This is a genomic window from Chitinophaga sp. XS-30, from assembly GCF_008086345.1.
Taxonomy (GTDB): domain Bacteria; phylum Bacteroidota; class Bacteroidia; order Chitinophagales; family Chitinophagaceae; genus Chitinophaga.
In genome coordinates, this window is record NZ_CP043006.1 from 60,185 (window position 1) to 78,343 (window position 18,159).

The 18,159-nt window shown below is 50.4% G+C and carries 15 protein-coding genes; 6 read left to right on the plus strand and 9 right to left on the minus strand.

Annotated features, from left to right (window positions below):
• The first annotated feature begins 111 nt into the window (after positions 1-111).
• The 4 genes from FW415_RS00255 (at position 112) to FW415_RS00270 (ending at position 2,566) form a co-directional block, all read left to right on the plus strand.
• Entirely contained in the window at positions 112-1,098 is a 987-nt protein-coding gene (locus tag FW415_RS00255) for an NAD(P)-dependent alcohol dehydrogenase (protein WP_148382313.1), read from the plus strand.
• Positions 1,099-1,197: 99 nt separating this feature from the next.
• Positions 1,198-1,650, plus strand: coding sequence for an AraC family transcriptional regulator (locus FW415_RS00260; RefSeq protein ID WP_148382314.1), 453 nt, complete (start codon positions 1,198-1,200; stop codon positions 1,648-1,650).
• Positions 1,651-1,694: 44 nt separating this feature from the next.
• Positions 1,695-2,108, plus strand: coding sequence for a VOC family protein (locus tag FW415_RS00265; protein ID WP_148382315.1), 414 nt, complete (start codon positions 1,695-1,697; stop codon positions 2,106-2,108).
• Between the two features lie 5 nt (positions 2,109-2,113).
• On the plus strand, positions 2,114-2,566 hold the full coding sequence (locus FW415_RS00270; protein ID WP_148382316.1) for a DinB family protein: 453 nt from the start codon (positions 2,114-2,116) through the stop codon (positions 2,564-2,566).
• 20 nt (positions 2,567-2,586) lie between these two features.
• On the opposite strand, the gene FW415_RS00275 is transcribed toward FW415_RS00270, so the two are convergent.
• The gene (locus FW415_RS00275; RefSeq protein ID WP_148382317.1) at positions 2,587-3,579 is read right to left on the minus strand and encodes a GlxA family transcriptional regulator; all 993 of its coding nucleotides are present in this window, start codon (positions 3,577-3,579) and stop codon (positions 2,587-2,589) included.
• A 201-nt stretch (positions 3,580-3,780) separates the two neighbouring features.
• On the opposite strand from FW415_RS00275, the gene FW415_RS00280 reads away from it, so the two are divergent.
• Together FW415_RS00280 and FW415_RS00285 are read left to right on the plus strand one after the other, a co-directional pair.
• Positions 3,781-4,263 (plus strand): SRPBCC domain-containing protein, encoded by a 483-nt coding sequence (locus FW415_RS00280; protein WP_148382318.1) that lies wholly within the window; start codon positions 3,781-3,783, stop codon positions 4,261-4,263.
• A gap of 10 nt (positions 4,264-4,273) precedes the next feature.
• Entirely contained in the window at positions 4,274-4,630 is a 357-nt protein-coding gene (locus FW415_RS00285) for a nuclear transport factor 2 family protein (RefSeq protein ID WP_148382319.1), read from the plus strand.
• A 168-nt stretch (positions 4,631-4,798) separates the two neighbouring features.
• Here FW415_RS00285 and FW415_RS00290 read toward each other — a convergent pair whose 3' ends face one another.
• From FW415_RS00290 to FW415_RS00325, 8 genes are all read right to left on the minus strand, one after another.
• Complete coding sequence (locus FW415_RS00290) at positions 4,799-6,325, minus strand: alpha/beta hydrolase-fold protein (protein ID WP_148382320.1); 1,527 nt, start codon at positions 6,323-6,325, stop codon at positions 4,799-4,801.
• An 87-nt stretch (positions 6,326-6,412) separates the two neighbouring features.
• Positions 6,413-7,267 carry an AraC family transcriptional regulator gene (locus tag FW415_RS00295; RefSeq protein ID WP_148382321.1) on the minus strand — a complete coding sequence of 285 codons (855 nt, stop codon included), beginning with the start codon at positions 7,265-7,267 and terminating at the stop codon, positions 6,413-6,415.
• 302 nt (positions 7,268-7,569) lie between these two features.
• Positions 7,570-9,762, minus strand: a complete 2,193-nt coding sequence (locus FW415_RS00300; protein ID WP_148382322.1) for a DPP IV N-terminal domain-containing protein — start codon at positions 9,760-9,762, stop codon at positions 7,570-7,572.
• Entirely contained in the window at positions 9,743-10,831 is a 1,089-nt protein-coding gene (locus tag FW415_RS00305; protein ID WP_148382323.1) for a thioredoxin family protein, read from the minus strand. The genes FW415_RS00300 and FW415_RS00305 overlap by 20 nt, the downstream gene beginning before the upstream one ends.
• Positions 10,832-10,833: 2 nt before the next feature.
• Complete coding sequence (locus tag FW415_RS00310) at positions 10,834-13,110, minus strand: zinc-dependent metalloprotease (protein ID WP_148382324.1); 2,277 nt, start codon at positions 13,108-13,110, stop codon at positions 10,834-10,836.
• An 18-nt stretch (positions 13,111-13,128) separates the two neighbouring features.
• The gene (locus tag FW415_RS00315) at positions 13,129-15,594 is read right to left on the minus strand and encodes a zinc-dependent metalloprotease (RefSeq protein ID WP_148382325.1); all 2,466 of its coding nucleotides are present in this window, start codon (positions 15,592-15,594) and stop codon (positions 13,129-13,131) included.
• 79 nt (positions 15,595-15,673) lie between these two features.
• Complete coding sequence (locus FW415_RS00320) at positions 15,674-16,612, minus strand: hypothetical protein (RefSeq protein ID WP_148382326.1); 939 nt, start codon at positions 16,610-16,612, stop codon at positions 15,674-15,676.
• Between the two features lie 11 nt (positions 16,613-16,623).
• Entirely contained in the window at positions 16,624-18,153 is a 1,530-nt protein-coding gene (locus FW415_RS00325) for a RagB/SusD family nutrient uptake outer membrane protein (protein WP_148382327.1), read from the minus strand.
• Between the last annotated feature and the right edge of the window lie 6 nt (positions 18,154-18,159).

Consider the following 18,159-nt stretch of genomic DNA (forward strand, 5'->3'; position numbering starts at 1 on the left):
ATCTTCCCGGAATGGGGGCTTTTCCGGCCTTCCTGCCAAAGATTTCTTTACATTTAGACGGGCAGCCTGATAAGTGAAGAAAGGTCGCCGCTCACCTAAACGCTAAAGCAAATGAAAGCCGTAATTTGTACCGGATACGGATCTCCCGAAATGCTCCGGCTTACAACAATAGACAAGCCTGTACCGAAAGACAACGAAATATGCATTAAAATATATGCCACCACGGTAACGGCAGCGGACTTCAGGATACGCAGCTTCACCGTTCCGCCGGCATTCTGGCTCCCGGCAAGACTGGCACTGGGCATTATCAAACCCAGAAACCCCGTTTTAGGTGTAGAACTCGCGGGAGAAATTGAATCCACCGGGAAAAATGTGACGCGATTCAAAAAAGGTGACCAGGTCTTTGCCGCCACGCTGAAAAGCGCCGGCGGTTATGCTGACTACAAATGCATGCCTGAAGATGGGCCCATTGCCCTAAAACCGGTGAATGCCACCTTCGAAGAAGCTGCTGCCATTCCCATTGGTGCCAGAACAGCGCTGTACTTCCTCAAAAAAGGGAACATCGGCAAAGGGCAAAGAGTGCTGATCTATGGCGCTTCCGGAAGTGTTGGCACCTACGCCGTACAACTGGCCAAATACTTTGGCGCACATGTTACCGGCGTGTGCAGCAGCGCAAATATTGACCTGGTAGCGTCCCTCGGAGCAGACAAGGTGATAGATTACACAACAGGGGATCTCGCAGACAAACTGGAGACATATGACATGATCTTTCTGGCGGTGGACAAATGCCCCTTTGCTGTCTGCAACAAAGCCCTGGCGGATAATGGTGTGTATGTGAATATTACCTCCCCGCTTAAAACCCCGCAAATGCTCCGGGCCTCCATCACCGGCAAAAAGAAGTTCATCACAGGCGGAGGCCCTTCCGATTCCGCGGAAGACCTGGTAACACTGAAAGAGCTGGTGGAGGCTGGTGTATTGAAACCCGTCATTGACAGGAACTATCCATTGGACCAGATCGTTGCGGCACACCGGTATGTTGACCAGGGGCACAAAAAAGGGAATGTGACGATCACCGTACAAAGTCCCCCCTCAATTTGACGTATTACCCCCGCTTGTTTGTCGCGTTTTCCGAAGAAATTTGACCTGGTTGCGAAGGAGCCGGAGCGAATGCTTCCCCAAAGCATCAAAACGGAAAGTATGACAACAGCGCAATACCCGAAAGTCTATTTATACAGGAGAATTGTTCAGGCAAAGCTTTTCATCGATGCCAACTATGCGGACAAGATCGATCTGCACAACATATCCGGAGAAGCATGCTTCTCAAAATTTCATTTTATACGGCTGTTCAAAAGCATCTACGGAAAAACGCCGCACCAGTACCTGATCGCTGTAAGAATGGAAAAGGCCCTTCAACTGCTGCGGTCAGGCAAACCCGTTTCCGACGCCTGCTTCCTGGTAGGATTCGAAAGCCTGACCTCCTTCAGCGGGCTATTCAAGCGGACCGTCGGCATTTCCCCGTCAACCTACCTGTTCCGGCAACAACAAATAAGATCAGCCATCTCGGAAACTCCCCTTGCATTCGTTCCCGGTTGCTATGCGTATATGCACGGGTGGATGGAGAATAGCAACTTTGGAGAAACGAACGGCTGATCCATTGCCGAAATTTGCCTGTCAAACAACTAAACTGAAAAAATATGATCACAAAAATGAGTATCGCCAATATCCACGTCATTAACCAGGACAGTGCGTACGACTTCTACGTCAATAAACTGGGTTTCAAACTCGTTGATGATATTCCCATGGGGCCGGGCACCCGCTGGCTAACGGTTTCGCCGCCGGAGCAACCTGATCTTCAAATTGTATTGTTCCCCATTACCGTCAGCAAGATGTTTCCCAAAGAAACCGCTGAAACATTGATCGACCTGATAAAAAAAGGCACTTTCGGCTGCGGCGTTCTTCAATGCAACGACATCTTTGCGACCTATGAAGAACTGAAGGCCAAAGGCGTTGAATTCATCAAGCCGCCTACAAAAGAGTTCTATGCTACGGAAGCACTGTTCAAAGATGATTCAGGAAACTATTTTTCATTACAACCAAAAGAGCAATAGCAGTTATGAAAACGATATTTGACAAAGAGACGCGGGAAGACCTGATAAAAAGGATCAACAACCTCCCTGAGCACAATACCGCGCAGTGGGGAAAAATGAACATCTACCAAATGGTCAAACACAACTGCATCTGGAATGCATGGATATTAGGCAAAATTGATATGGGCAGCAAACAGGGCTTCCTGGGATATATCTTTGGCAAGAAGGCCCTGAAAAGCCTTATTGGAGATGAGCGCCCCATGAAGAAAAACATGCCGGCGGGCTCGCAATTCACGGTAAAAGAAAAAAGCGGTGACCTCACGCTGCAGAAAAAGATCTGGGCAGAGCTGCTGGAGGGCTATGAAAATTTCTCCAACCACGGTTTTGTGCATGATTTTTTCGGGAAGATGACAAAGGAAGAGATCGGCTTGCTGGCCTACAAACATACAGATCATCATTTGAGGCAGTTCAATGCCTGATACTGCGGGGTTACGCAGCGTTAGTGCATAGCGTTCATTTTATTGTACCGGCCTCTGTATTCCAGCGGAGACATTCCCGTGATCTTTCTGAACACCTCCCGGAATGCCTTCACATCGGAATACCCCACTTCATACATGACCTCGTTAACGGTTTTGCGGCTGGTTTCAAACGCCCGTTTCGCCACCTCGATCTTTACCCGCTGTGAATATTCAACCGGGGTATTCCCCGTGGCTTTAACGAATCTTCTGTCGAAGTTCCTTCTGCCTACGGAAAACCGGGAGGACAAATGGTCCACCGATATTTTTTCATGCAGCCGGCTTTCAATATAGGCCTGTGCTTCCTTTACCATTTCATCGCCATGCTGCTTCTGGCCGGTGAATATGGAAAAGGCAGACTGGCTCTGGCGGTCCATTTCTATCTGGAATATTTTCGCACAAAAAATAGCGGTCTGCCGGTCGTAATACTTTTCCACCAGATAGATCATCAGGTTCAGGAAAGAATAGGCGCCGCCATTGGTGTAAATCCCGTTCTCATCCGTGATCAGCTGGTCTGCCTGCAGATTGACCTTCGGGAACAGCTGCCTGAAAGTCTCCTCGGCGGACCAGTGCGTGGAACACATTTTACCGTCCAGCAAACCTGTTGAGGCCAGCATAAATGCGCCGGTGCATATACTGGCTATTTCCGCGCCGCCCTTATATTGTTCCTCCACCCATGCTATCAGCATTTTATTGCCGCTGACGGCTTCCCGGAACCCGCGGTTCAGCGAAGGGATAATAATGAGATCGGTTTTGGCGATAGCGGAAACATGGACCTGCGGTTTTACGGAAAACAGGCCATCATAGAAATCCGCTTTCTCCGAAATACCGGCCAGCTGAATCTTAAACAAGCCTCCTTCACCACTCTTCTCCCGGTATCCGTTGGCCTGCGTAAATATCTCATAAGCGCCTACGATGGAGGCTACGCTGCTCAGGTTGCTTTGTCCGTCCGGGACGATGATGGAAAGATGTTTCATGGCATATTATTTTAAATACTGTTTCGGCTGAACAGGCAGTTTTCCGGTGCGGCAAACCGTTATAACAAATATAGCGCATTAGCCTTGTCCGGATCAACCCATTATAAAGTCCATTTAGCACCCCGTATAATTCCGTTCAAGACAATAGTTTTGGTGAACAAAATATTCATTGTGAAAAACAAACACTTAATCCAGCATATTATGAACAACAATCTCAATTTCACCTGGGTCTTGGACCAGTCTCCAAAAGAGGTATTCGATGCCATCAATAATGTTCCGGCCTGGTGGTCGGATGACTTCAAAGGTGCTTCACAACAGCTGAACGATGAATTTGAAGTCCGCTTCAGGGACCTGCATATCTCCCGGCAAAAGCTGACGGAAGTGATCCCCGACCAGAAGATCGTTTGGCTGGTTACCGAGAGCCATCTGAGTTTTTTAGACGACAAGGATGAATGGACCGGAACAACGATCATTTTTGACATCACCCGGCAGGGCGGCAAGACGCAGCTTCACTTTACCCACATCGGGTTAACGCCCGAGGTGGAATGTTATGACGCCTGTACCAACGGATGGCTGCACTTTCTGCAATACAGCCTGTTCAGCCTGATCACTACCGGCAAGGGGCATCCCAATCTGCCTGAAGGGGAGATGGTCACCAACAGCACCCTTCATCTGTCCAATTAAATGTAAAGGTATGACGACACAGGAGATCGCAGCAAGATTCAACGCGCTTGCCCAACAGGAAAAATGGTTCGAGATACAGGACGAACTTTTTGCGGCCGATGTAAAGAGCATAGACCCTCAGGAGTCTCCTTATTTCGGCTACGCAGAGGGCAGAGCTGCTGTTCGCAAAAAGGGTGAGGACTGGGTAAAAAAGGTGCGGGAATTTCACGGCGCTTCCACAACCCGTCCGGTGGTAGCCGGCAATCATTTTGCGGTAGGGAGGAATGTGGACATTACGGTGGAAGGCTTCGGAAGGATACAAATGGATGAGATCATGCTCTATGAAGTGAAAGACGGGCAGATCATATCGGAGCAGTTCTTTTATTGAGATCATGCTTGTTCCGTATATGCATGGGGGAAGACCACCGCTCCCGGGCGAATGAACAATCGCCTGACCAGGGGAAATACGCCCCAGGTCAGGCAAACCTGTTTTTCTACTGGTGGAGCTATCAACCCGGACAGCCGCACCGGAATACTATGTAGCCGTGAATTGAATTCAGTCAAGCCCGTCTACCAGCTTCAAATATTCGTTTGCTACTGTATTTGTTTCATTTAGCGCCAGTGCTTTTCGAAGGTACAGGCGGGCATTAGCCATGTCTTTCAGGAGATAATAACCCTTTCCCAAACATGCGTAGATCTTCTCATGGCTCCAGTGAATTTCATCAATCGTATATTTTCGCATTTCCATATACCGTATCAGGTAGCCGATGCCCTCCTTCACATTATATCCTTTATCAATAAGATACCTTCCTGCGAGAAAGTATATATCCATATTTCTCCCGCCCTGACTATTTGGAACTTCGGCAAATTGAACAGCCTGCTGAAGGTTCTCCCATGCCCTTGCATGATTGTCCTGCGCTATCTCGGACGCGATTCTCCAGTAGCATTCAGACAGCACAAAATATTCCCATCCCTCCATTTCCGTTTTGGACAGAATATTCCCGATCGTCGAACGGTAATATTGTTCCGCACGTTCAACAAGGCCAATCTGGGCGCAATATGTTCCAAAACTCCGCGTATCATATCCCTTCAGCTTGCCAGTATCGAAATAGTTCAGGATTTTCAGCAGACTTGCAGTATCCTTCCGGCTGACAGCAAGCTGCGCGAATTTCCCGTACCAGGAATGATTCCTCTCTACCTCCATCCCGTAAATGTCCTTCACCCGGGACGCAACACCTTTGAAAGCCTCCCATGCATTCCTCTCCGGATCAACATCCATACCTGGATTAAAAAATTGTGAAATGAACTCCAGGCCGGGCTGAATGGCCAACGTTAGCATATTGGTATGGTTTCCCCGCGGAATACTGTCATATTTTGAGAAAAAATGAAGGCTGTCCAACCCTTTGAGTTGATCCAATATGTTGCGGGCATATAAGTGACGGCGGGCCATATCCTGCTCACCGACAGCGACATAATAAAAGGTATGGGCACGGCTGTAGTACCGGATACTGTGTTCATCAAGCGTAAAGGTAGGGACAGGAGACTGCCCCTCCAGAGACTTTGTGAAGTCCAGGCCAGCCATTTCCGGCGCCAGCAATATATACCCATTGAATATTCCAGGCTCATGCTGAACCAGATAATTTGCATAACTCGCCGCATAGGAATGTCCTATGTACGCATTAAATCCGGACGTGTGGTATTTGCGGGTTACCGTAGTGATGATCTCCTCTTTCAGGCAACGGAGGAATCGCCTGCCTGTTTCAGTAAGCTGCCCTGTTCGATATATAAACCCGATCCTGTCCATATCGGCCATGATCGTCACCACGATCATATTGGGTATTGCATACCGGGCGGTTTTGAAATAGCGGAGCTGCGACGCAATATATGGGCCATCGATCATACCATATTTAAGGGCATATAATACCGGCAGGTGTGTATCGGCATCCCAATTTTCAGGGAGCGTCACCTGATAATTTATTGAATCCTCAAGAAAAGCGGAATACAATTTTTCGGTGATTGGAACCTGCGCCGTAGCTGATACAACAGAGAACAACGCGGTGATGAATATAAACTGGCGGACCATAACCTGATAGTTTAAAAATCGGATGACATAAAATTCTCTGCAAAGAGACAGAATCTGCCTATCCGGAAATTGTACTTTTCGGACAGTTCACTGTAGATCTTTGATGAACTTGAATATTACATGATCATCCGCCAGCTTGTCGATGGAGCTGAAGAGCTTTCGGGGATTGTCTCCGGTCATCTCTTTGTAAATTCTGATAAAATAGGATTGGTCGGAAAAGTTGCTTTTATACCCAATTTCCGTGAGAGAGCGGAACCGGCTGGAGAACATCCTGTTTTGCATGGCGTGACGGAACCTTGCAATTTTCCGGAAGTTGGCGGGTGGGAGGCCCAGATTTTTATGGAAGAACCGGTGAAACGACCGGGGAGTCATGGAGATATGCTCCGCGATGAAAGGAATTGAATGTTCGCTGTCAAAATCCGTCAGCATCGCCAATGCCCGTAACAGCAAGTCTTCCCCCTCCAATGGCCGGTAGCGGGACAGCAGGTAGGTTTCCAGGATGTCGATCCGTTCATCTTCAGCACCTGTACTATAGAATGCATCCAGGAAGGCTTTACAACCAATATCGTCAGACCAGTCTGTAAAGACCTGCGAGGTATCCCGGGCGACTTCAGAGAAGGGGCGCGAGATAAACGGATTAAGTCCCAGGGGCTTAAACGCGATCGTAATCTTATCCAGAATGCCGGACAATTCAATACGCAACGGGCGGTCATACCGTCCCTGGAGGACCATCAGGTGCTTATTCGCAGAGCCCCCTCGCACAATAATGGAATCCACGTCAATTTCGCAAGTGACATCCCGGTGAATATTCAGGGAATGAAGCATATGGGGGAACGCATAGTACGAACTTCTGAAGTCAGCAGAACCCGTCTTCAGAAAATAGTAATACTCAATGTATTTCCTTAGCAGAGGATGCTTCGGATAATGCGTTTTTACCTCCATCTTGCCATAAAGTTACATGAATCTCCCAAAGACAGACCATGCAGATCAGGCGCGTAGCGTGCTGTTAGCGTTGAAATAAAAGCTATGACTATAAAAGTTCATTGAACATTATTCAGAAGAACCGGTCTGGAAAGCGAAGACAGGGAGAGCAGGCGAAAAAGCACAAGCCGGTCGATATAGAGCTGGTGGCTGCTTCCGAAGCACGCCCCTGCGTACATGTAGTCATCGGCAATTCCAAAAGAACGCTGCTTTCCAGATACCGCCGGATTAGTGGGCGTATTTGCAAAGAATGCTGCTTTCCCCTACAGATGCTCCTTAAAATAATTCCGCAACCGTTGCTGGAAGTAGCTTTTGAAATCCCCCTCATAAGTGTGGCTTTGCCCCGGCAATACGAGCATGTCAAACTCCTTTCCTTCATGGATCAACGCATTGACCAGCCGGTAGGTATTCCCCGGATGCACGTTCGCATCCACCTCGCCTGTGACCAGCAGCAAATGTCCCCTTAACCCCGCAGCCAGGTCCTGATTGAGTTGCACGTTAAAGCGGAACGCCGTGTCAATTCCCTGATAGGTCTCTCCCCATGTGCGGTTGTATATGCGGTTATCGTGATTACCGGAGGATGCTACCGCCACTTTATAAAAATCGGGGTACTTGCAAAGAGCGGCCACGGCCATCATTCCTCCGCCGGAATGCCCGAAGACGCCGATGCGGGTGGTATCCATGAACGCATACCTGGCTGCCAGCTGCCGCAGGCCTGCCTGGTCGTCCTCCAGCGCATAATCCCTCAGGTTGCCATAACCGTAAGTATAATACGCTTTGGACCGGTAAGGCGACCCTCCCCTGTGGCCCATGCATACCACCACAAAGCCGCATTGCGCGAGCGAGGTATTATTATACCGGTCCAATACGGTAAACTCCGACCAGACCGTTTCCGTCTGCGGGCCGGGATATACCTGCGAAATAACGGGATACTTTCTGGTACTATCAAAATCGAAAGGCTTCCACATCAACCCGTAAATATCTGTTACACCGTCCGCGGCTTTGACCCGGAACATCTCCGGCGCCTTCCAGCCGTAAGCGTATAACCTGCTCATATCCGGCTTCCAGGCCTCCATCACCTCCCGGCCGTCCGCCCGGCGCACAATAGTACGGGGAGGCATGTCAATGCGGGAATAGGTATCCACAAAACATGTTCCCCCGGGGGCCATGAATACGTGATGGGTGGCATTTTCCGGTGTCAGCAAAGTGAGCTTCTTCCCCGAAAACTGAACGCTGTAAACGAATGCATAGTAGGGATTGATCCCCGGCTGGCGACCATAACCATAGAAAAAAAGTTTCTCCGCGGTGGTATCAATCTTTACTATCCTGCCGGCTGTCCACTCCCCGCTGGTCACAGCTCCCTTCAGCTTGCCCGTTCCATCGTACAGGTAATAATGGCCCCACCCTGTACGGTCAGACCACCAGAGTATCCTGTTCCCATCCTGCAGGATGGATGCTTTAAAAAGGTCTTCGTTGATGAACGGCCTGCTTGTTTCATGGATCAGGTTTTTTACCTCCGCAGTGGCCGGATCAACGGAACACAATTCCATTTCATCGCAGGTACGTTTTTTACGAAGAAAGAATATTTTCCGGCCGGCATGCAATACGGTTATCTCCTGGTCTTTCCATTTTTCCGTATGGATGCGAACGAGACTTTTCGAGGAGGTATCCCCAATGAACAATTCGTATTGCGTCACTTCCTTGTCGCCCGGAAGCTCATACTTATAGGTCTCCAGCCGCGGACGGGGATTGAACAAGGTATGCACCACAGACATCGTACCCACACGGCGGCGGTCCTTACGCAATACATAAAAACGCGGTGTTCCCTTGATCCACACCGCTTCCGAAGGAGCGTCGCGTACGGACGAGGTGTCGTCATCATTAATACCGAAAGAGTAATATAACGATGCATCATGGCTCAATTGAAATTCGGAGCTATCCGCACATCTGCGCAAAAACAGGTTATGCGAACGGGCGAAGAGCTGCCATTTCCGGTCAGGTGACAACCCGTTGCGCCAGTCGTTATATTTCGGCGCACCGGCTACTACAGGCTCCAGTTCCCCCGATGAAAATGCATAAAGATAGCGGTCACCGCTATAGGTCACCATAATACCCTTGTCATTTCCGATGCCCGGCCCGCTGATCCTGACCGCCGCTGTATCGATGACCTCTTTCCTAAGCAAGGCGAGCTTTTCTGCGATCACCGGCAGATCAGACATATTTCGCTTTGTTTTCGTAGCCGGATCAATAAAATAGTAGTTACGCTCCGAACTGTCTGATGCCACGAACCAGAACTTATCCTGACCATCGATAAAGAATGGCACGATCCCCAGGGAGCCAAACTGCCTGCCAAGATTGGGTGCATCGAAATACCGCGCCGGATCTTCAGTCTGGGCAAAAAGCCAGCCAGGCAACAGGAGGGCCGGCAGGCAATATTTACAGATATGTTTTAACATGTGAAACCAGATGTGGGTTTTTCGAATGAGCGGCCACGGCCTGCATGATCTCCATCCAGCGCGGGGCGGCGTTCCGCTTGTAAGCGGGGAACATTGACAGGAAATCGAATGTGATATCCATATTCCTGCTATCGAAACCTGCGATATTGTCCGCCATCAGGTCCAGCACTTTAATGGAATCTTTTTCACAGGCAGCCTGAGCAATGTCCATCATTACCAGCAAGTCCTTTTTATCCGGCGTTTGTGTACCATTGATCAGTTGACGATACCGGTCAAATGCTGCTTTATTCCAGGTAAAGCTCTTCTGGTAGTATCCCCTCAGGCAATACCCCGCCAGCTTGAGAAACACGCCGGATATCTTTTTATCCACCACATCCTTTCCCTGCACGGCCGCAAAATCCTTCCAATGCTCCAGCAGGTAGTTGAAGTGCTCACTGTGCATGTCTGACAGCTCACGGGAATAGTTATTCTCCCCGAACATGAACCAGTTCTCTTTACCGGCCCGTTCCTTCCTGTCAAGCATCGAAAAATACTCGTGCGCCAACTCCTTCCCGCGGGCAATCTCTTTCATCTTCAGCGCTTCCCGGATATAATCGCGCATCAGCTGGTGGGACCGGTCTCCTTCCTGATATCGGCGCAGCATCTCCGCAATACGGTTAGCAGGGTCCATGCCTTCCCGTATCTTCTCCATGAATGGAGCCGCTTCCATGCCGCCAACGAATTTGTAGACCTGGTTGCCATCACCATCCAGCAGCAGGTAAGTGGGATAGGCCCCTACGTCGTAGCGTGTTTTTATGGCAGGCCCCTCACCTTTTTCCATATCCATTTTCAGGTTGATGAAATGACTGTTGAAAAAATCGGCTACGCTGTCCTGCGTGAACACTTCTTTTGACATGTATTTGCAGGGGCCGCACCAGGTTGTGTAACAGTCTACAAAGATCATTTTTCCTGTTGCCTTTGCTTTGTCCATTAAAGCAGGCAGGTTATCGTGCGCAAAAGCGATCTCCCTGTGCTGGGCCGAGGCGGCGTAAGCACTGAGCAGCGCTAAAAGTCCAACTATCCTTTTCATTATTACACTTTTATCTTACTGAAAAATTCTTTCTCCGCTTTCATTTGCATCAGGCGGTAATTCTCGCGTGTCAGCAAATCCGTATGTTCCCGGCCAAGCGCTGCTATCTTTTTCACGATGCTGGTCAGGTAATAGTGCAGCAACGTATTGGCGTCACTTAAGCCGCTACTGATATTGCTTTTAAACGCTGTTTGTGAAAGGTTGTAAACAAAATTCAGCTGCGTGGACCTTTCCGCAGGCGTAAGCGCCAGGTTTTTATCGAAGGATTTGAACACCGCTTTGTCGATGAATGCAAACAGTGCTTCAGGATTCAATGCCTCTTTACCCGTTATTGTCTCCTGCTGCGCCAATGCGCCCAATACTTCCATGCTCATCAGGCGGTTCAGAACGTTTTCCCGGAGGCGCACGATCCATTCATCCGCATCGAATATGTGACCATCGGGTGTCAGGCGTACGTTCATCCAGGCCGGCACACCACTGAATACGTAAGTGGAAAGGAAAGCCATGGCCTTCCGTTGTTGCGCGGCAGGTACAAAAACCGGCCCGCTCCTGCGTTCGGATACTCCGCCGATCTGCGAAAGCACATCATTGACATACTTGCTGTACTCACGCTGGGCGGCCCCGTAAAGCGAACCGCCCGCATTGAACAGGTTTTCCGTACCGTCCAGCTGTGCGGAAATTTCGGCCAGCTTCGGATAAATGCTTTCCAGGTTTTTGATGCCAAGGATGGCAGCTTCCGTCAGGTCCGCGGAAAGGTCTGCATGGCGGGCAAACGGGTCATCCTTGCTCTCCGGCAGCCATTCGTACATCTTCTTCGTATTTTCCGGTCCGTAGGCCCATTGAATTGCCGCGATATCATCCACGCCTATCCTGGGTATCAGGGCTTCCACAGGCACCTGATCACCGGGTTGCGCCAGGTAATTAAATTCCAGGTCGTCCATAATGGAAGCGCTCATGCCGTTCGTTTTCAACGCGGCGGCATTTCGCAACTGCTCCGGGGTATAGCGGGTACTTCCGCCCAGGTTCTCCCGCAGCCCCAGCACTTCCCCCATACCGCGCATTACTTTCCAGCGCATGATGGCGCCGGCAATATGCCGGTCTTTGATATTCTTTACAATACGGCCGTCCACTGCGCCGCACTGTACCAGGTATTTGAGCATCAGATCGTCTTTGATGCCTTCGGTGAGATTCATGCGGGCGGTAATGATCTCTCCCGTTTCCGGGTTATCAACCGTTGCGGTCAATATATTTGTATAAGCATTGCCCCAATACACGACCACTTTGCCCGGCGCCAGCTCCAGGTCATTACTGATGCTTACTTCCAGTATATCCCGGTAGCCGGCTGCATGGAAAGCTTCGTTCCACGCCAGGATGCCTTCTTTAATATAACTCCGGTAAAATGCCGGGGTAAGGGGGTCTATCACCACTTTCAGGCGGTGCGCTTTTGCTCTTTTGCCGGCCGGGTGGATGTTCCACTTCCGGATGAATTCGGTTTTGCGGGCCGCATAGGCCACCCTGCCATAGTCGGTAAAGCTGAACGTTTCAAAACCGGTTTCTCCTTCTGCTATTTTACGGGGCATTTTGTCACCGGACAATTCGGTGAACAGCAGTTCAACTTCGTAGCTGGCGTTATGTGCCTTTTTCGGGCCGTTGGTACTTCCCATATAGTCCGTTTGCGAACGCTCCACGATAAACCGGACACCATTGTCTTCCGGTGAGATCCGCTGCACGAATGACCGCTGCGGATCGGGGTGACTGAGGTACGAAAGCCCTTCAAAACTGAACCAGTCTCCCGCTTCGGTGATCTGCCGCGTTATGTCTATGATATAAGTGTTTTTCTTACTGCCCAGCGCTTCGATCCGGTAACCGTAATTCACCGGCTCCTTCGTGGACTTTTTAATGACTGGTTCCATATCACCGTTCACGTTCCCGGAAGCCCCTTCACTGAAAATCGGGCGGGTAACGTCCAGATGGTCATTAATACCCTTGCTGAACCGGATGATACCGGACGATTTGGCAATAGCAGAGGCCCCCCTGCGCACATACCCCATTACCAGGATATCTTTATTCAGGCTTTGGGCGGGAATTTCCAGGAAGTAGCTCTTTCCGCGCTGATAGACGGGGAAATCGCCGCTGATCGTTTTCATTTCCTTCGTATGAAACTTGTCGAAGGGCGCCGGGCCTTTCGGCATATTCTGTGCCGGGCCTTTCGGCATATCCTGCGCCGAAGCATTAAACATGGCGACACAAGCCGCTATCATCAATATTCTGCTATACATCTTTTCCTTGTGTTATATTTATTTAATGGCTATTAACTCCATAGCCGTTCCTGTTTCCCAAATGCTGACTATATCTGAAAGCGACTGCAGGTGCGCTTTCGTAAGCACATCCGGAGCAAGAGGCAACGCTACGTTACAGCGGGCCTGTACTTTTCTGATCAACATCGCCAGTTGGAGCGACACATCTTTGGAAAACCCGGCTTTCGATTCCGCACTGGAGATCATACCGGCCAGGAAGGTCCGCTGCAGCATGCGGTGGAAAGCATCCACAGGTTTGCCGGACGGCAGTTTTCCATATACATCCTCATATAATTCTTCAAAGAAACGGGATACAGGATAGCTGTCCTTACCGGCAATGACTTCGTTCTGCAACATCCGGTTGTACGACAGGAACAATTTTGAAAAACCCACCGCGAAGGGTTCCGCTCCATCCCGTCCGAATTCAAACCCGGCCTTCTTCATGATCTTTGGCGGGAACAGCCATTCAGGATAATAAAACAGGTGCTCTTTCAGGAAGCTGATGGCCTCCAGCTCCTGTTCGCGGCTTACCGGAACAACAAGCGGCATGTTTTCGGCCGGTAATGCATCCCCATTGTTATAGCGGCCACCCACAATACGCCAGGCATGATCAAGATAGTTATGATAGCGCCCAAGTATGCTGCGGTATTGCCGCCCGTAGAAGTCTTCATCCGCTCCCATCAAAGTCATCCACTCATCGAAATGCAACATGGTCTTGCGCAGATTTTTCATCCCCAGCCGGCCGGCCTTTACGGCATTGTTACCAACATCCTCTGACTGACAGCGGGGATCGAGCCGGTCTGTTTCCTTGCCGAACAGCAGGCGCGGGTCTTTCCGTTTGTCGCTCACCCAAACCTTCAGCGAATCGGCCTCCTGTTTGGGGGAGCCAAACTGCGGCATCCAGCGGTACCCCCATTCGATGGCGAAAATGTCATACACACCGATATCCGGCAACAAAAGCTCAGGGGGCATTTTATCCTCCGGCTGCACCACGTAGTTAAAGCGCATGTAATCCATCACGGACGCCCCGAACCCGTTCTTTTTTACGAAAGCGGGATTTCGGATGCTATCTACATCATACGTAGCGCTGCCGGCGAAATTGTGCCGCAGGCCCAAGGCATGGCCCACTTCATGGGTAACCACATTTTTAACGAGGCGCCCCATGACCTCGCGGCTGAGCGGGAACTGCCGGGCCTCCGGGTCGATGGTGGCGCACATCGCAAAATACCAGCGCTGTATCAGGTCCATGATATTATGAAATACCGCAACACGGGAACTGATGATCTCGCCGGAACGCGGGTCGCATACGGATGGCCCGTAAGCGTTCGGGATAGGTGAAGCTTTATAGGAGATATAGGAATAACGGACATCTTCCAGCGAATAGGTGCTGTCATCCGCCGCAGGTTCGGGTTTTGCCGTAATGGCGTTTTTAAAGCCGGCTTTCTCAAAAGCCCTTCTCCATTCATTGACCCCATCGATAAAATACGGTACGAGATAGTCCGGAGTGTCCCTGTCTATAAAAAAGATAATGGGCTTGGCGGGCTCCACCAGTTCACCGGCAAGATACCGCTGCACGTCCTCCGGCCTGGGCTGCAGATCCCAGCGGGTAGCCAGCTGCACATGGCGCGGATGGTCCGGGTAGTTGTCCAGGTCCCGCACGCTCGTTGTGAAGTAACCTACTCTTTCGTCCATAAAACGTTGCTTCATGGGTGTTTCCGGCAACAATATCCAGGAAGCGCCTACTTCCCAGGCCGTTGCCTCGCCGGGTTGCTTCAGGCCTTTTTCCGCGACCGGCAACCCAGGCCCATTTTTTGCAGGCGGTACTGCGCCGGGGCCATAGCTTTTCACTGACCGGAAATTGATATTGCCGGGGAAACAGGTCACGCTTTTCACAAACGATTTGTCCGCCTGCAGCTCCCCGATGCCCAGCTCGTCCTTCGCACCGCGCAGTGAAAAGAGGTCCGCATCACCTTTGAAAGCATCCGTAAAATCTATCAGCACCGAGTATTCAGACTTCGCCTTTACGTCAAAAGATAATAATACGGGCAACAGCGATGCCGTAGCGGGCCTGTAGAAAGCAGTAGTGGTATCGCTGGCGTTCAGGAACATCGGCTGTACAAGCGTCAGGCGGTTGCCGGAAGCTTTCTGAAAACGGAATACCGACTCGTACACCGCGTCTCCGGAGTAGCCAAAACGTTTGCCCGCCGAGCGTTCTCTTTGAGCGGAACCTTGTACGATGGTAATGGCGGCCAGTACATCACGGCCTTCCAGTGAATCCGGAACTTCCATCAGGTAACGGTTATCCTGTACATAGATGTTGCACATCCCTTCATATCGCTGCGCGTCCGGCTTAAGATATGATGTCAGTGACGGCAACTCCTCTTTCCCGCTATTTCCCTGCGCCCGCACAACGGCGGACACAGGGATTAGCATGGCGGAAAGCAAAAAAACACGTAGTATATTCATGGTTTCAATTTCTGTAAATGCAAAGCATGGCCTGGATGCAACCCGTCTCCCGGTTGCATATCTATCCTGAAAAAAACTGTTATCGCGCGATAGCGGCGTTGCCGATCTCCTGCAGGTCTACATTATAATTCGTAATAAAATAATTGCGCACCAGGTTGTAGCGCTGCCTGATCTTGCCACTGGTATCTTTAGCAGGATGCAATATCCCCACGAACGATTTTGCAGTACCGGGCGGAGTGGCATTGAGCACCGATTCCGGATAACCTGTCATGGCCAGGATATATTGCTGCCAGTCCGCCTGTGCGGTGGCTGCCCAGTAATCGGTCAGCGAACCGGCGGCATAGGCAGCGGCCTGGCTGGTAAAGGAAGTAGCGTAGTTGGTGATCTTCGTAAAATCGCCGGTAGCGGGAATAGGTGTGCGGTTAAAGATCTGCTGCATGAAAATCGTATTCACTTTCCATACAAAAGCACCTGAATCCTGCGGTGTCATTGTTTCCACCGCAGCATTCCCAAAGCTCACGCTAATGTTGTCATAACTGTACCATGCCGCCACAGCCTTCTCACGCAGATAAAAGGTGATAGGCGTAGTAGAAAAATCGTAGCCGAGGGAAGTGGAATCCACAGCGGAACAAAGCAGTACCTTGGCCGGCAGAAATTCCTCCAGGAATTTATCGGAATAGAAACGGAACCAGAGACGATCTATCACTTCCAGCTGTTTTGCGATGTATTGTTCTTCAGCCGGTTCAACGAGAAAGCCGGTCACCCAGCGTTTAAATGCCGAATCATACCGGGCGTTCGTCCATCCGCCGGGCGTCCAGTAGGCATCGCGGTCATTGAATTTGTACAGCAGGTAACAGCCGTATTTATCGTAATAACTTTTAATCGTCCCGTCAAAAGCGTTATTGCCCTGAGGCAGGGTATAAGCTTTGCTGTCGCCGGAAGGTGCAAGCGCTTCTTCTTTGTTGCAGGCGATAGCCAGCAGCGAAAATACAGTGAGGATATATAATGTCTGTTTCATGAAATACAATATTAGCGGGGATTAGGTACCAGATTATTATTCCTGTTGATGGCCGTTACAGGGATAGGCAGCGCATACAACGGGCTATTGGCCGGCAATGTAAAAACCATGCTTCCGCCGTCCGCGTCAATGAACGTATGCGTAACGGATAATCCGAGGCGCTTGATGTCCGCCCAGCGGGAAGACTCTTCCAGGCTCATTTCCCGCCGGCGTTCGTCCAGGCAAAATTGCAGCAGCTCATCCGCGTCCGTAAAGGCGACTGGCACGTAAGCCGTATTACGGGTATCATAACGGCTGGAACGCAGCGTGTTCAGATCATTCAGCGCTTTTACCCTGTCTGCATCCTGACCGGAGCGCCTAAATCTCCGGGCGAGGGCTTCCGCACGCGTGATGTACACTTCACCGGTGCGTATGCCGTTATCTCCCGCGGCGGCGTTAACGCCGATCTTCAGGCTGCGGCCGGGAAACTCCGCCCCGCTGATCGTGTACTTTGAAAAATTAAGCACATACCGCAGGTCGCCTTTATCAGCCAGCCCATCCCCTTTTTCAAACATGTTCCTTAACTCATCGGACACGGCGTAAGGTGCATGAAACCCGGTATAACTGCCGGGACCTGGCAGATAAGTCGTAATACCCTTGGAATTGAACCCAAATTGCCACAATACTTCGCTGCTGGTGGTCTGATCATAGATCCCCGCAGGGTTAATGCTGGTATTGGAAATCACATAATTCCTCAACTGCGTCAGCTGCGGACGGTCGGCAATAACAAGGTCAGCATATGCAATGGCTTTATCGATATCTTCATCCAGCCCACGGTAGAGGTAGAAGCGGGACAACATGGCATAAGCCGCGATGTGGCCAACCCGGTAAGGCGTTGTTGCCGTGTAGTTATCTTTTAACAGCGCAGCACCATCCAGCAGGTCTTTTTCCACCTGGTTAAAAGTCTGGCGTAACGAACTGCGGCCAATATGCTCATCGCTCACCTGCATCGTCAGGATCAGCGGCAAACCCATCGCCGTTTCAGGATTTACGCCTGCACCGGTATAAGGCAGGCAATATAATTGCGCCAGCCGCAGGTAGTAATATCCCCGCAGGAATAAGGCTTGTGCCACCAAAGCATTCCTTGCCTCCGCTGTACCGCTCACATTCGCGGCGTAATCGATCACAATGTTGCATCCTTTGATCTTTCCATAGCAGGCCTTCCAGCTGTCCAATGCCGTCGCCGCAGTACCGGTAGCACCTTCCAGCTCCAAAGGATCAAAGGCGAAAATGCCCTTGCCGTTCTCATAATAAGTACCGTAGGCGGTATTGATGGTCCCATTCGTATTCCTGGGCATTCCATAGCTCCGGATATCATCGGTAAGCATATCCGAAAACCAGTCAGGCTTCAGGCTGTATGGATAAGCATCGCTGATCATCAGGGAATAAAGGTCTTCGGTGGAGGATGGCCTGATCTCATCGGGACTGGTTTCCTCCAGGAATTTTTTACAGGAAGTCGCCAGCAGGCAAACCGACAACAGGTATATTAATATCTTGTTCATTTTTTG